Source organism: Providencia sp. PROV205, from assembly GCF_028479505.1.
Classification (GTDB): Bacteria; Pseudomonadota; Gammaproteobacteria; order Enterobacterales; family Enterobacteriaceae; genus Providencia; species Providencia huaxiensis.
The window spans coordinates 1-15,672 of the sequence record NZ_JAMPNU010000037.1 but is presented as its reverse complement, the minus strand read 5'-3'; the positions used below and the strand labels follow the sequence as shown (position 1 = coordinate 15,672).

Below are 15,672 nucleotides of genomic sequence, written 5' to 3'. Positions count from 1 at the left end.
TTTCAAAGACAACAGGAAAATAATTCATGATCAATAAAACGCGGCTCTAATTTAGTGCCGCGTTTTGAATAGGAAAAAGATCGTTTTACTCAGTAAAACAGAAATGCTCAATCATTTGGCTAATTAATTGGCGAGTAGGCTCAATAAAGCGCATATCGATAAATTCATCAGGTTGATGTGCTTGCTCAATAGAACCAGGGCCAAGAACCAACGTCGGGCAGAGTTCTTGGATAAACGGCGCTTCAGTACAGTAATTCACGGTATCCGCTTTTTGCCCTAATAACTGTTCAATTACTGCCACCATCTTGTGATCCGTTGGGCATTCATAGCCAGGGATCGGTGGATGCATGGGCTCAATCGCCAAGCGCCCCGGCCAACGGGCACTAACAGGCTCAAGAGCTTCATTGAGTAGTTCATCTAAGTCTTGCAAAGTTAGCCCCGGCAGCGGGCGAATATCCATATGTAATTCACAACAACCACAAATTCGGTTAGCAGCATCACCACCATGAATATGACCAAAGTTCATCGTCGGGTAGGGAATGACAAATGCAGGATTGTTAAATCGTTCTTTTAACGTATTTCGTAAATCCATTAAATGGGAAATAGATTCATGCATTAATTCAATCGCATTGACGCCACGCTCTGGGTCACTAGAGTGCCCCGATTGTCCAGTAATACGGATAGCGTTCGATAAATGCCCTTTGTGTGCGCGGATCGGTTGTAACGACGTCGGCTCACCAATAATCGCAAAATCCGGTCTTAGTGCTGTACTAGCTGCAAAATAGCGTGCCCCAGCCATGGAGGTTTCTTCATCCGCTGTTGCTAGGATATGTAATGGTCGCTTGAGCTGCGTTAGATCCATATCGCGTAACGCATCGACAATAAACGCAAAGAAGCCTTTCATGTCTGCGGTTCCGAGCCCATATAACTTGCCATCATGCTCTGTCAGCTCAAACGGGTTTTTGCTCCAACGTCCATCATCAAAGGGCACGGTATCGGTATGACCACATAGCATCAGCCCACCATTTCCTTCGCCAATGGAAGCAAGCAAATTATATTTATCACGTGTTTCCGGCACGGGTTGAATGTTGACCGAAAAACCTAACGTCTCGAGCCACCCACCGAGAAGCTCAACAAGGGCTTTATTGCTCTGGTCCAAATGAGAATCAGTCGCACTAATCGACGGAATGGCAATTAATTGACGATAAATCTCAATAAATGCAGGTAATTTAATATTCACTGTTGACAGCCTTTATCCATAATAGTATCAATATTCATGCACTTTATTTGAATAAAAATACACATTAAACTGTTTGGGGCACGAGTACAAGGTAGAAAGCATATGTTGAACACACTCATTATCGGGGCCAGTGGCTATACTGGAGCAGAATTAGCCGCTTATTTGCAACGCCATCCTGAAGTTAATCTTCAAGGATTGATGGTATCGAAGCAAAGTGCGGATGCAAATAAACGTTTTTCTGATTTGCACCCTCAGTATAAAGGCATCATAGATCTTCCTGTTCTGCCATTAACAGATGTCGCAGAAGCAGCGAAAGGTATTGATGTTGTTTTCCTTGCCACGGCACATGAAGTGAGCCACGACATTGCACCTCAGTTTCTTGAAGCGGGCTGCATTGTGTTCGATTTATCGGGTGCGTATCGTGTTCAAGATCCTGCCTTCTATACGAAATACTATGGCTTTGAACATACAAATACTGAATGGCTAATGCAAGCAGTTTACGGTTTAGCGGAATGGCAGGCCGATAAAATTCGTCAAGCGCAGTTGATTGCGGTTCCAGGGTGTTACCCAACGGTTTCCCAATTAGCCCTTAAACCATTGATTGAAGAAAATTTACTGGATGAAGCGATGTGGCCAGTGATTAATGCCACCAGCGGTGTTTCCGGTGCAGGCCGTAAAGCCTCGATGACCAATAGCTTTTGTGAAGTGAGTTTGCAGCCTTATGGCATCTTTACTCATCGCCATCAGCCAGAAATTGCGACTCACTTGGGAAGAGAGGTTATTTTCACACCACATTTGGGTAATTTCTCTCGGGGCATTCTTGCCACGATTACATGCAAAGTAAAAACGGGTGTGACGGCAGAAAAAATCACACAAACGTTTAAAGATGCTTATCAAAATAAACCGTTAGTGCGGCTATATGAAAAAGGCGTTCCTGCATTGAAATCGGTAGTGGGGACACCGTTTTGTGACATTGGCTATGTATTGAATGGTGAATATCTGATTTTAGTGGGTACAGAAGATAACCTACTCAAAGGTGCGGCAGCACAAGCCGTTCAGTGCATGAATATTCGTTTTGGTTTTGCTGAAACTCAGTCTTTATTTTAAGAAGGATTAACCCCATGCAACCCTTAGTGATTAAATTGGGCGGAGTGTTACTTGATAGCGTCGAGGCACTTGAAAAATTATTTACAGCTATTCAAACCTATCGTCAAGTCCATCAACGTGAGTTGGTGATTGTGCATGGCGGTGGCTGTTTAGTTGATGAATTGATGCAAAAACTGCAATTACCTGTCGTTAAAAAGCAGGGGTTGCGGGTCACGCCAGCAGACCAAATCGATATCATTACCGGGGCATTAGCAGGTACGGCGAATAAAACATTATTGGCATGGGCAACGAAGTATCAACTTCCGGCTGTAGGGCTTTCCCTCGGTGATGGGCAAAGTGCCACAGTAACGCAATTAAACGAAGAATTAGGCCATGTCGGTAATGCGAAACCCGGCGATGCGAAGTTATTGAAATTATTGTTGGGGGCGGGGTATTTACCCATTATTAGCTCTATCGGTATCACCTCTAACGGTGAGCTGATGAACGTAAATGCGGACCAAGCGGCAACCGCTATTGCCCAAGCCTTAAACGCAGATTTGGTTTTACTGTCTGACGTAAGCGGTATTTTGGATGGCAAAGGCCAAAAAATTGACGAAATGACGACACAAAAAGCGCAAAAGCTCATTGAGCAGGGAATTATTACTGATGGAATGATTGTGAAGGTCAATGCGGCATTAGACGCTGCGGCTGCCTTGCAACGTTCTGTTGATATTGCAAGCTGGCGTCATGCAGAACAACTTCCCGAGCTGTTTAATGGAACAGCAATTGGAACACGGATCTTGGCATCATAAATGAGCCATGGAATAACCATATTAATTGAGCGGATAGGTACGTTATGAAAAAGGGCATTAAAAAGATTGTATTAGCATATTCAGGCGGTCTGGATACATCAGCAATTATTCCATGGCTAAAAGAAAACTATGATGATTGCGAAGTTGTGGCCTTTGTTGCAGATGTGGGGCAAGACAGAGAAGAGTTAGTCGGCGTAGAGAAAAAAGCGCTACAGTCAGGTGCATCTGAGTGCTATGTCGTCGATTTACGTGAAGAGTTCATCAAAGAATATATTTACCCTGTTCTTAAAACAGGTGCGTTATATGAAGGTAGCTATTTATTAGGTACGTCAATGGCTCGCCCAATTATTGCTAAAGCACAAGTTGAAATTGCCTTAAAAGTGGGTGCAGATGCGGTTGCTCATGGCGCAACAGGTAAAGGTAATGACCAAGTACGCTTCGAAAGCACCTATACGGCATTAGCACCACAGTTACAAGTGGTTGCGCCATGGCGTGAGTGGGACTTACGTTCCCGTGAAGCGCTGCTCGATTATCTGAAAGAGCGTAATATTCCAACAACGGCAAGCTTAGAAAAAATCTATAGTCGAGATGAGAACGCATGGCACATTTCTACTGAAGGTGGTGTCTTAGAAAGCACGTGGAATGCAGCAAACCAAGATTGCTGGGTATGGACCGTTGACCCACAAGATGCACCAGATGAAGCTGAATTAGTGACTGTTGGTGTTAAACATGGTGAAGTCGTTTCGGTGAATGGGCAAGCATTGTCTCCACTCGGTTGTTTAGAAACATTAAATACTTTAGGTGCAAAACACGGTGTGGGTCGTATCGACATCGTTGAAAACCGTTTAGTGGGGATGAAATCTCGTGGTTGTTATGAAACCCCAGGAGGCACCATTATGATGGCCGCACTGCGTGGTATTGAACAACTGGTGCTTGACCGTGACAGCTACAAATGGCGTGAGCAACTCGGTTTAGAAATGTCATATGTCGTTTATGATGGGCGTTGGTTTGCACCATTACGCCACTCGCTGCAAGCAGCTGCTGAATCATTAGCGCAAGATGTCACGGGTGAAGTTGTTCTGAAGTTATATAAAGGGCAAGTGACTGCGATTCAGAAAAAAGCGGATAAAAGCCTGTATTCAGAAGAATTTGCAACATTCGGTGAAGATGAAGTCTATGACCACAGCCATGCAGGTGGGTTTATTCGCCTTTACTCACTGTCTTCACGTATCCGTGCGCTGAAAGAACAAAACAAAGCGAAATAAATCAAATGATAGTCCCCCGGCAGCCAAGGCCGCTGTCGGGGTTAAAAACTTATTTTATCAATCAGGTAGGGATTAGTTATGGCACTTTGGGGTGGGCGTTTTAGTCAACAAGCAGATCAACGGTTCAAACAGTTTAATGATTCATTGCGTTTCGATTACCGCTTAGCGCAGCAAGATATTGTTGGCTCAGTCGCATGGTCAAAATCACTGGTCACAGTTGGTGTATTGTCTGATAGCGAACAACAAACTTTAGAACAAGCGCTAAATACCCTACTTAAAGAAGTGCAAGATAACCCTGAAATCATCCTGCAAAGTGATGCAGAAGATATTCATAGCTGGGTTGAAGGTAAGCTGATTGATAAAGTGGGGGATTTGGGCAAAAAACTACATACTGGCCGTAGCCGTAACGACCAAGTCGCAACGGACTTAAAATTGTGGTGTAAAGACCAAGTCGCATTATTACTTGAAGCGGTGACAGAATTACAAAAAGCGTTGGTCATCACCGCGGAAAATAACCAAGACGCAGTGATGCCAGGTTATACACATTTACAGCGTGCGCAGCCAGTGACATTTGCCCACTGGTGTTTAGCCTATAGCGAAATGTTAGCGCGTGATGAAAGTCGTTTACAAGATACATTAAAACGCTTAGATGTCAGCCCATTAGGGTGTGGTGCATTAGCGGGAACTGCCTATGATATCGACCGTGAGCAGCTTGCATCTTGGCTAGGTTTCGCTTCGGCAACGCGTAATAGCTTGGATACAGTTTCAGACAGAGACCACGTCCTTGAATTATTATCAAACGCAAGTATCGGTATGGTTCATTTATCTCGTTTCGCAGAAGATTTAATTTTCTTCAATAGCGGGGAAGCAGGTTTTGTCGAATTATCAGACAAAGTGACATCCGGTTCATCATTAATGCCACAAAAGAAAAACCCTGATGCATTGGAATTGATCCGCGGAAAATGTGGGCGTGTTCAAGGTGCACTGACAGGTATGATGATGACGCTAAAAGGGCTTCCTCTTGCTTACAACAAAGATATGCAAGAAGACAAAGAAGGGCTATTTGATGCATTAGATACTTGGTTAGATTGTATGCACATGGCTGCATTGGTTCTTGATGGTATTCAAATTCGTCGTAGTCGTTGTGAAGATGCAGCAAAACAAGGTTATGCGAACGCAACCGAATTAGCCGATTACCTCGTTGCTAAAGGTGTCCCATTCCGTGAGGCTCATCATATCGTGGGTGAAGCAGTTGTTGCCGCAATTGGGCAAGGTAAGGCTTTAGAAGAAATGGCACTCAGCGAATTGCAAAAATTCAGTGATACTATTCAGTTGGACGTTTATGAAATTTTATCACTGCAGTCTTGTTTAGATAAACGATTAGCAAAAGGCGGGGTTTCTCAGAAGCAAGTGGCAAAAGCCATTGTGGAAGCAAAAATTCGATTAGGGCTGTGATTGGCTGTCGAAGATAAAATGGGGGGTAGCATGACTACCCCGATCCCCATAACGCGTTTGTTTTTAAATATATTTAATGGTTAGCATTCCGAGTTGTTTTTCTTCATTCACCCAGTTATATGAATACTCCCCTCTGCCATCATTAATTACTTTCCACCCTTGTGTGTTTGTGATGTCATTTAAATTCACTTTGTTGGCAACCATATCAGACTGGTTATTTAAGCAGTTTAAAGTGACGTGTTTGTCAGTGACATCATTAAAACAAGGCGGGAATACTACCGCACCAGAAAAATTAATAACGCCATTTTGTTGGTCACTGTTTGCATAGGCATTAATCGATGCGCCAGCGGTAACCAATAATAACGCAGTAAGCGAACGAACACCGAATTTTTGAATATTTGATAATGAATTTTTCATAATAGTATCCCGTCATTGATTTTTGATTAATCAACTTGCTGTATGTTTAAATTAGATATGTGTGCTTTTTAAATAAGAATAATAATAGTGATTCGATATTCCCTGGTGTTTTTGATGAAGGGATTATAAATTGAAAAACGCCGTTTAGGTGTAAAATAAAAAAAGGAAATGTTTAAAAATATAAAGAAAATAAAATTACTACCATTATGATTTAAATCTATTCGCTCATGCTTTTGTGGCTACAGGTTCTAATTTTCGCCATATTATTGGTGCAATATGTTGTATTTTTGCTTTCTCATGAATTTTTTAGGTTTTATCCTCTGTGTTTTTTCTTGCTGTTATCAATCTGTATTAATGCTTAGTGTGGGATTTAACAAAAGTGGGTCGTAATTTACATTTATTTTTATATAAAAACTTACAAACTTTAATAAAGAGTGAAAGGGAATATAACAAAATGTTTCTTTCATTTGACGTTAATATAATGATTAACATGCAGGGTGGTATTTGATTGGGATTATTCATCAGTTGAAGAGTATATATTAGTACTAAGTTTGGTTAACTCCTTTAGGGAGTAACAAAAAGAGCTCCGAAGAGTCTTAATGGAAGTGATGGTGAGACAATTACTGATACTCTACTTTGATGAGCCCAGTATTATTCGAACTACCTACCCATTTAAATTCATAATTTCCGAGTTGATTAGATAAAGCTATGCTTTTTGTCGTACTACTTAACTTATGAATATCGATATACTCTGTTTTCACATTTGGGATAGGTAATAAGACCTTACTTAGCCACGCTAAGAGGCGATTTGTCGACGTTTAGATCTAAAAAAAATCAGTTAACGCCTTTATTTAGCATGTTATGCTAAGATGTTTATGATAAATAAATTTAACCATTAGTTAACGGATTATCTATTTTAAAGGATAACTAGCAAGACGTATTTTGTTTCCAAATATTACATTTTGTTTCGTTTTATTGCGAGTATTGTTCAAAAAATGAGGTTTTCCTACCATTTTTCAATTTATTAATAGATAAAACAAAACAATATCGATATAGTGATTGGTATTATCTATCTTTGGTTTGACAGAGAATTCACGAAAGGAAAAGAAATATGAATATTCGAGATTTAGAGTACCTCGTCGCGCTCGCCGAACATAAACACTTTAGACGTGCCGCGGATTCCTGTCATGTCAGTCAACCTACGCTTAGTGGCCAAATTCGTAAATTAGAAGAAGAACTTGGTGTCATGCTATTAGAAAGAACTAGCCGAAAAGTTCTTTTTACTCAACAAGGTTTATTATTAGTTGAGCAAGCCCGTACTATTTTGCGTGAAATTAAAGTATTACAAGAAATGGCTGCCCTCCAAGGGGAAAGTATGTCGGGCCCATTACACATTGGTTTAATTCCAACGGTTGCGCCATACTTATTACCTCATATTATTCCGCAATTGCACCAAGCTCACCCTAAATTAGAAATCTATTTGCATGAAGCACAAACCCAACAATTATTAGCTCAGTTAGATAGCGGTAAATTAGATTGCGCTATTTTGGCGGAAGTTAAAGAAACGGAACCTTTTATTGTTGTACCGTTATTTGAAGAGCCCATGAAATTGGCTATTTATGAAAGTCATCCATGGCGTGATCGCGATACAATTGAAATGAGCGAGCTTTCAGGTGAAAAGCTATTAATGTTAGAAGATGGCCACTGTTTACGTGACCAAGCCATGGGTTTTTGTTTCCAAGCCGGTGCTAAAGAAGATACACATTTCAGAGCAACGAGCTTAGAAACGTTAAGAAATATGGTGGCAGCAGGGAGTGGAATTACACTTTTACCAGATTTATCGGTACCTAATGAAGTTTGTCGTGATGGGGTATGCTATTTAAATTGTATTGAACCTGAGCCGAAACGAACAATTGTATTAGTTTATCGCCCGGGTTCACCGCTACGTGGTCGCTATGAACAATTAGCTGAGACCATCTATAACTCAATGGATAACTATTATAAAAATAGAGTTTAGAGATTAAAGCACCAATATTAATTACTTTTTAGTTGATGATGGTTGCCAGGTTATTGGCAACCATAAATCACAAAATAATTAAAATAGTCGATTCAAACCATTTAAAGCTGCAACACGGAAAGCTTCCGCCATCGTCGGGTAATTGAACGTCGTATTCACGAAATATTCAATGGTATTACCTTCACCTTTTTGTTCCATGATAGCTTGACCGATATGGATAATTTCAGCCGCTCTCTCACCGAAACAGTGAATGCCTAATATCTGTAATGTTTCTCTGTGGAATAATATTTTCAAACTACCGACATTCATACCTGCGATTTGTGCACGTGCTAAATGTTTAAACTGTGCCCGGCCGACTTCATAAGGCACTTTCATTGCCGTCAATTCTTGTTCGGTTTTGCCAACTGAACTAATTTCAGGAATGGTGTAAATCCCTGTTGGTATATCTTCCACTAAATGTGCATTACCTAAACTACCACCAATGGCTCGGGCTGCAATTCGGCCTTGGTCGTAGGCTGCAGAGGCCAAACTTGGATAGCCGATAACATCACCAACAGCATAAATATGTTCATTAGTGGTACGATATGCTTTATTGACTTTAACTAAACCGCGGCTATCAGACTCTATTCCTACATTAGCGAGACCTAAGCTATCTGTGTTACCGGTTCTTCCGTTCGCATACAGTAAACAGTCAGCTTTGACTTTTTTACCCGACTTCAGGTGAACGATAACACCGTCTTCGACCCCTTCGATTTTTTCATATTCTTCATTATGACGAATAACAACGCCACTATTCCAAAAATGATACGATAAGGCATCTGACATTTCTTGGTCAAGAAAGGCCAAGAGATGATCACGGGTATTGATTAAATCAACTTTAACCCCTAATCCACGGAAAATAGATGCGTATTCACAACCGATGACACCGGCACCATAAATAATCACATGGCGAGGTTCGTGAGTCAGGTTGAGGATAGTGTCACTGTTGTAGATTCGAGAATGGTTGAAATCAACGTCGGAAGGGCAGTAAGGGCGAGAACCTGTGGCAATCACGATTTTATCTGCACTTAAAACGTCACAACTTCCATCCGCGTAGCGAACACTGATATGTTGCTCATCGATAAAGGTGGCTTCCCCCGAGAACATTTGGCAACCATTACGTTCGTAAAACCCTTGGCGCATGCGTGTTTGTTGGCTAATTACTGTTTCAGCATGACGAAGAATTTCAGAAAAAGAGGAGCTTAAGCTACGGGAGTTATCACTATAAAGAGGGTTTTGGTTGAATTCGATAATACGGCTAACTGCATGGCGGAGGGCTTTTGAGGGGATCGTCCCCCAGTGGGTACAGCCTCCGCCGACATTATTATAACGTTCTATAACAGCAACGTTTTTTCCTTGTTTCACCAGCCCCATGGCGGCGCCTTCACCACCAGGACCGGAACCAATGACTATTGCATCAAAATGGGTAAGTTGCATGAGGTAAGACCTGCTCTAAAACAAAATGACAACAAGATGTTATCATTAGTTGGTTATTTCACCTAATTTCCTCGCCCTCTTTCAAATTGATACAGGTTAGCTACACTCGCTTACCCTAGTTACATACTTATGCGTGTTCCTAGGGGCTCGCTTATTTGGCAGCCTTATCTCAATTCAAAATTCTTAGAGAAATTGTTTTATAAAAAAAGAAAGTCAGAAAATCGAGTGCATTTTTGGTGAATCTATTTTTTGCAGTTCGGGTAGGGTAGAGGGGAAAGTGATTGCTTCTATATATAAGAAAGCGGTGAAGGGAAACACGGAGTGAGTAAGCGAAATTCTGAAAATGAGTAATTTGTCGTTAGAGTCGATTTTTCTCTGAACCAGATGCGCAAATTTCAGGTATGCTAGGCGAAGAGTAATGCTTATTACATTTACCTTCCATGATAAGAAACTAGGATCACCGTGAGCAACACAATTGGCGTTAGAGCAAAACAAAAAGAAAAAACTCGGCGTTCACTCGTCGAAGCCGCATTTAGCCAATTAAGCGCTGAACGGAGCTTTACTAGCCTCAGTTTGCGGGAAGTTGCACGTGAAGCTGGGATTGCACCGACTTCATTTTACCGTCATTTCAAGGACGTTGATGAACTCGGGCTGACGATGGTCGACGAAAGTGGCTTGATGTTACGCCAGCTAATGCGCCAAGCAAGGCAGCGCATTGCAAAAGGTGGGAGTGTGATCCGTACATCAGTCTCAACTTTTATGGAGTTTATTGGTAATAACCCTAATGCCTTTAGGTTATTATTGCGGGAGCGTTCGGGTACATCTGCTGAGTTTCGTGCAGCAGTTGCTCGGGAGATTCAACATTTTATTGCGGAATTGGCCGATTACCTTGAACTTGAAAGCCGTATGCCTCGTCATTTTACTGAAATGCAAGCAGAGGCAATGGTCACGATTGTCTTTAGCGCAGGCGCGGAAGCGCTCGATATCGATGAAGAAAAACGCAGAAATCTCGAAGAACGGCTGGTATTACAGTTAAGAATGATAGCGAAAGGTGCCTACTACTGGTACCGCCGGGAACAGGAAAAACAAAATCAAACTGACCCAGACCTCACTAAATAATAAGGAGAATCAATGACGGATCAAAAAAGTTATGAAAGAAGCACTCTATTGCTAGCCTTTGTGATTGGCCTTGCAACCCATGGGACCTTTTCAACGCTGTTTAACTCGTTGGTCGACTTTTCATTTTTCCCAATTTTAACCCTGATATTGGCGGTGTATTGCTTACACCAGCGCTATTTACATCAAGCGATGCCGATGGGGCTACCAAAATTTGTTGCAGGTAGTTTTTTTATTGGGTTATTTGGCTATGCCGCGATTTTACGTGTTCAAAACCCTGAAATAGGCTCTAACTTTATCCCTGCAACCTTTATTGTCATCATTGCATTGTGGATGTACTCAAGCTGGAAAGCACGTAAGAGAGAAAAAGCGGAACTCGCACTTGAGCAAGAAGTTGAAAATTAAGTTTATACGACTTTTCTAATATAAGACGCCGTAGTTCATATCACTGCGGCGTTTTTGTTTTCAGTCAATTAATAGCGGCTTAGAAGTACCCCACTTTCCATATGATGGGTATACGGGAATTGGTCGAATAAGGCTAATTTCTCTATTTTATGGGTTTTAGTCAGCTCAACTAAGTTGTCGCATAGGGTTTCTGGGTTACATGAAATATATAGGATATGGTCATAACCCTGAACTAGCTTCACTGTTTCTGTATCTAAACCACTGCGAGGCGGGTCAACAAAAATGGTATTGCATTGGTAATCAGCTAAAGAAATACCTTCCAGACGCCTAAATTCACGAGCACCTTGCATAGCTTGGGTAAAATCCTCTGCGGACATACGAATAATTTGTACATTTTCAATATTATTGGCTTCGATATTATATTGAGCTGCTGCTACAGAAGGTTTTGCAATTTCAGTCGCTAATACGCGTTCGAAGTTTTGCGCTAATGCTAAAGAGAAATTTCCATTTCCGCAGTACAGTTCCAATAAATCACCCGTCGAATTCTGCGTTGCCCCTATTGCCCACTCCAACATTTTGATATTGACCTGCGCATTAGGTTGCGTGAAGCTATTTTCGACTTGGCGATAAACCATTTTTTTACCCATCACAGGTAAGACTTCATCAACATAATCATTATCTAACATGATTTTGGTTTTTGAGGCACGGCCAATCAACTGCACATCAAAGCCTTGCTCAACTAAAACAGCTTTTAACGCTTTTGCTTCCGTCTCCCACTCTTCACCCAGTTTTTTATGGTAAAGCAGCGAAACAATTAGCTTATTACTTAGTGTTGATAAATAGTCAATTTGAAATAATTTATGGCGCAGTAATTCATTTTGCTTAATGAGAGGCAATAATGCCTCCATCATGTCATTAATGAGCTGACTTGCGACAGGGAACTGATCAATACGAATACGCTCTTTTGTTTCTTTATTGAACATAATATGAAACAGGTCATCACCTTCATGCCAAATGCGAAATTCAGCACGCATCCGATAATGGGATGTTGGAGATGAAAATATTTCAGGTTCTGGGGCGTTAAAAGGAGCCATCATCGCCTTTAAACGATCCGTTTTTTCTACGAGTTGTTGTCCGTAGTCTTCAGTGTGCAAGGTGTTTGGCATGTTTGGCTCCATAAAACAGTAATAAATTCGTATCAGGAGCGAAATTGTAGGGAAAGCGGCGAAGATGTCCAGTTTTCATTATCCATCCGTAGACACTTATAACTATTCAACTTACGATAATAGACTGTGGTTTAGGGAATTTGGTGTGAATCCAAAGCTGACGCGCAACGGTAATTAAGGTATCCCCGTCATTCTTCAAGCTACATGGGTGTTGGCATCGCTTAGTTACCCTAGTCACATACTTCAGTATGCTCCTAGGGATATCTTCGCTTGCCGCCTACATGTCACTTGAATTATTTAGGGGATATAACAGGTCGAATTTTCATTTTATATATCGTTTTTATTTCATATATAGAAGCCCAACTTGTCACTTATAAGTCCGATACCTACCACACTTCCAATCGCTTAGTTGAATATCTGCGCGAATCTATATTCAACCTCGCGGAATGTTAATTGAATTGATTTTCCGAGTGTAATCATAATGAATAATAAAAAGTCGCTGCCGTTATCGGCCGCTGCGCTGGCAGTACTGTGCGCTACTTCTTCTTTGGCAAGTGCAAATAACCAAGCTGACCAAGTCGTTGTGTCCGCTAATCGCTTTGAACAACCGATTTCTTCTATATTAGCGCCAGTGACGGTGGTGACTCGTGAAGATATTGACCATTGGCAGTCAAATACCATTATTGATGTATTAAGGCGCTTACCGGGAGTGGATATTTCTCAAAGTGGCGGAATGGGGCAACAAAGCTCCTTATTTATACGTGGCACAGAGTCACGTCACGTTTTAGTGTTAATTGATGGTATCCGTTTGAATCAAGCAGGTATTTCCGGTTCTTCCGATATGAGCCAAATCCCAATTTCTCTGGTACAGCGCATTGAGTATATTCGCGGCGCACGCTCTGCGGTTTATGGATCTGATGCTGTTGGTGGTGTGGTGAATATTATCACTCGTCGTGATAACGATGGCACAACATTAAATGCAGGTATTGGCTCACACAGCTACCAAAACTATAACGGTTCCACTCAGCAAAAAATTGGTGAGAATACGACGGTAACAGCTGCCGGAGCTTATACGCATACCAAAGGATTTGATTTGGCGCCAAAAGAAGTTAGCCCGAGACAGTATGATAAAGATGGATTTTTGAGTAAGTCACTGTGGTTAGGTGTTGAACATCAATTTTCTTCAGAAATCTTAGCGTACGCAAGAGCATATGGTTATGACAATCGTACGAGTTATGACGTATCAGAATATGCGGGAGTTAGTGTTGATACACGTAAACTCTATAGCCGAACTTATGAAACAGGTTTGAAATATCATCAAGGGAAATATTCATCATCATTGATGGGAAGCTATGGTTATTCAAAAGATTACAATTTTGATCCAAGAAAAGGGCAATATAGTGAATCTGCAAATCTTGATGAGTCCAAACAGTACAATATTCAATGGGGTAATAGTTACCTATTAGATAAAGGAAATATTAGTGCGGGGATTGATTATCAACGCCAAAGTATTGAGCCTAGCAGCTACGCGATGATCAATGAAAAACAGACGTTAAATAACACAGGGATATACCTCACAGGGCAATATGCAATTATTGATTCTGTAACAGCAGAAGCGGCTATACGTTCTGACCATCACTCTGAATTTAATTGGCACACAACATGGCAATCAGGCCTTAGTTGGGAGTTTTATGAAGGCTACAAACTTGTTGGTTCATATGCAACTGCTTATAAAGCACCTAATCTAACCCAATTATATGCATATTCTTCATCGGCATATGGAACAACGCTAGGTAATCCGAGCTTGAAACCTGAAGAAAGTAAACAGTGGGAGGTTGGTGTTGAAGGAACAACGGGACCACTATTTTGGCAGGTCAATGCATACCACAATGATATTGATAACCTGATTGCATATAAAGCAGGTAACCCAATTAGTTCTTATGAAAATATTGGTGAAGCTGAAATTAAGGGAATTGAATGGGTTGGTGAGTTCGAAACTGGCATCCTTCATCACCAAGTTACCTATCAATATGTTGACCCTCGTAACAAAAAGACGGATAAGGTTCTCGAGCGACGCGCTAAGCAGCAAGTTAAATATCAGCTAGATTGGGCTATTGATAAAGTAGACATGGGGCTAACCTACCAATATATAGGCTCCCGCTATGATAATGACTATAGCCAATGGCCTTCTAAGCGAATAAAACTCGGCGGCGTTAGCCTTTGGGATCTAACAGCTGCATATCCAATCACTTCACATCTCACAATTCGTGGTAAAATAGCTAATATGTTCGATAAAGACTATGAGACCGCGTATGGTTATCGCACCGCTGGAAGAGAATATTTCCTCACAGGAAGCTACAACTTCTGATAACACCCTATCTGTTCGCCCGACCATTCTAGTGTTTGACTCTGGAGTGGGCGGGTTATCTGTCTATCGTGAAGTCAAAAAAATGATCCCGAATGCTCACTATATCTATGCATTCGACAATGAAGCCTTCCCTTATGGTGAAAAAAGTGAAGAGTTTATTATTGATAGGGTCTATCAAATCGTAAATGCAATTGCTGCAAAGCATCCTTTAACTATTGTGATTATTGCGTGTAATACCGCAAGTACGGTCAGCCTTCCTAATTTGAGAGCACATTTTACGTTCCCAGTTGTTGGGGTTGTTCCAGCCATTAAACCCGCAACCAAGTTAACGCGTAATGGCGTAGTTGGTTTATTGGCGACGAAAGGCACTGTAAACCGCGAATACACCAAAGAGCTGATCGAACGGTTTGCAACAGACTGCAAAGTGATTTCTCTCGGTTCTGCGGAATTAGTTCAACTTGCAGAAAGAAAGTTACATGGGGAAACTATACCACTAGATGAAGTTGCTCAAACTGTCAGGCCATGGATTAGAATGCCAGAGCCGCCTGATACCGTTATTTTGGGTTGCACGCATTTTCCTCTATTAATAGAAGAACTCGAAAAAGTGCTACCAAATGGAATTCGATTTATTGATTCAGGTTCTGCAATCGCCAGAAGAACCGTCTGGCTCATTAATAATCAAGAAGAAATCGCCAATTCAGAGGAAGAAAACTTCGCATATTGCTTATTAATGGATGACAACGCAAAAGGATTACAGCCTGTTCTCGAAGCAGAAGGGTTCAAAACGCTGGAAAAACTAGCTATCTAAGTCAAATTTGATGGAAAGCTGAGCGAACGGAAAAAAATATG

13 protein-coding genes are annotated in these 15,672 nt (G+C 41.3%); 9 read left to right on the top strand and 4 right to left on the bottom strand.

What is annotated here, in order from left to right:
* Nucleotides 1–85 precede the first annotated feature (85 nt).
* Nucleotides 86–1,240, bottom strand: coding sequence for an acetylornithine deacetylase (argE, locus tag PR800_RS18425; protein WP_102140404.1), 1,155 nt, complete (start codon nt 1,238–1,240; stop codon nt 86–88).
* A 102-nt stretch (nt 1,241–1,342) separates the two neighbouring features.
* Between argE and argC the strand changes: the two genes are divergently transcribed.
* From argC to argH, 4 genes are all read left to right on the top strand, one after another.
* Entirely contained in the window at nt 1,343–2,347 is a 1,005-nt protein-coding gene (argC, locus tag PR800_RS18420; RefSeq protein WP_210848738.1) for an N-acetyl-gamma-glutamyl-phosphate reductase, read from the top strand.
* A 14-nt stretch (nt 2,348–2,361) separates the two neighbouring features.
* Entirely contained in the window at nt 2,362–3,138 is a 777-nt protein-coding gene (gene argB, locus PR800_RS18415) for an acetylglutamate kinase (RefSeq protein WP_102140402.1), read from the top strand.
* Nucleotides 3,139–3,182: 44 nt separating this feature from the next.
* Nucleotides 3,183–4,403: an argininosuccinate synthase gene (locus PR800_RS18410; protein WP_166267008.1), complete on the top strand. Its 1,221-nt coding sequence runs from the start codon at nt 3,183–3,185 to the stop codon at nt 4,401–4,403.
* A 78-nt stretch (nt 4,404–4,481) separates the two neighbouring features.
* Nucleotides 4,482–5,858 (top strand): argininosuccinate lyase, encoded by a 1,377-nt coding sequence (gene argH / locus PR800_RS18405; RefSeq protein WP_166267006.1) that lies wholly within the window; start codon nt 4,482–4,484, stop codon nt 5,856–5,858.
* 63 nt (nt 5,859–5,921) lie between these two features.
* Here the strand turns inward: argH and PR800_RS18400 are convergent, their stop codons facing one another.
* The gene (locus PR800_RS18400) at nt 5,922–6,275 is read right to left on the bottom strand and encodes a hypothetical protein (protein WP_102140399.1); all 354 of its coding nucleotides are present in this window, start codon (nt 6,273–6,275) and stop codon (nt 5,922–5,924) included.
* Between the two features lie 1,111 nt (nt 6,276–7,386).
* Between PR800_RS18400 and oxyR the strand changes: the two genes are divergently transcribed.
* A complete protein-coding gene (gene oxyR, locus PR800_RS18395; protein ID WP_102140398.1) occupies nt 7,387–8,292 on the top strand; it encodes a DNA-binding transcriptional regulator OxyR in 906 nt (301 codons plus the stop codon).
* A 78-nt stretch (nt 8,293–8,370) separates the two neighbouring features.
* On the opposite strand, the gene sthA is transcribed toward oxyR, so the two are convergent.
* Nucleotides 8,371–9,768 carry a Si-specific NAD(P)(+) transhydrogenase gene (gene sthA, locus PR800_RS18390; RefSeq protein ID WP_102140397.1) on the bottom strand — a complete coding sequence of 466 codons (1,398 nt, stop codon included), beginning with the start codon at nt 9,766–9,768 and terminating at the stop codon, nt 8,371–8,373.
* A gap of 462 nt (nt 9,769–10,230) precedes the next feature.
* On the opposite strand from sthA, the gene fabR reads away from it, so the two are divergent.
* Both fabR and PR800_RS18380 read left to right on the top strand, forming a co-directional pair.
* Nucleotides 10,231–10,887, top strand: a complete 657-nt coding sequence (fabR, locus tag PR800_RS18385; RefSeq protein ID WP_004265350.1) for an HTH-type transcriptional repressor FabR — start codon at nt 10,231–10,233, stop codon at nt 10,885–10,887.
* Nucleotides 10,888–10,899: 12 nt separating this feature from the next.
* Complete coding sequence (locus PR800_RS18380; protein ID WP_102140396.1) at nt 10,900–11,289, top strand: YijD family membrane protein; 390 nt, start codon at nt 10,900–10,902, stop codon at nt 11,287–11,289.
* Nucleotides 11,290–11,357: 68 nt separating this feature from the next.
* Here PR800_RS18380 and trmA read toward each other — a convergent pair whose 3' ends face one another.
* Nucleotides 11,358–12,455: a tRNA (uridine(54)-C5)-methyltransferase TrmA gene (trmA, locus tag PR800_RS18375; RefSeq protein WP_272531225.1), complete on the bottom strand. Its 1,098-nt coding sequence runs from the start codon at nt 12,453–12,455 to the stop codon at nt 11,358–11,360.
* A gap of 481 nt (nt 12,456–12,936) precedes the next feature.
* On the opposite strand from trmA, the gene btuB reads away from it, so the two are divergent.
* Nucleotides 12,937–14,823, top strand: coding sequence for a TonB-dependent vitamin B12 receptor BtuB (btuB, locus tag PR800_RS18370; RefSeq protein ID WP_206276392.1), 1,887 nt, complete (start codon nt 12,937–12,939; stop codon nt 14,821–14,823).
* Nucleotides 14,768–15,631, top strand: a complete 864-nt coding sequence (murI, locus tag PR800_RS18365) for a glutamate racemase (protein WP_272531229.1) — start codon at nt 14,768–14,770, stop codon at nt 15,629–15,631. Before btuB ends, murI begins: the two co-directional genes overlap by 56 nt.
* Nucleotides 15,632–15,672 lie beyond the last annotated feature (41 nt).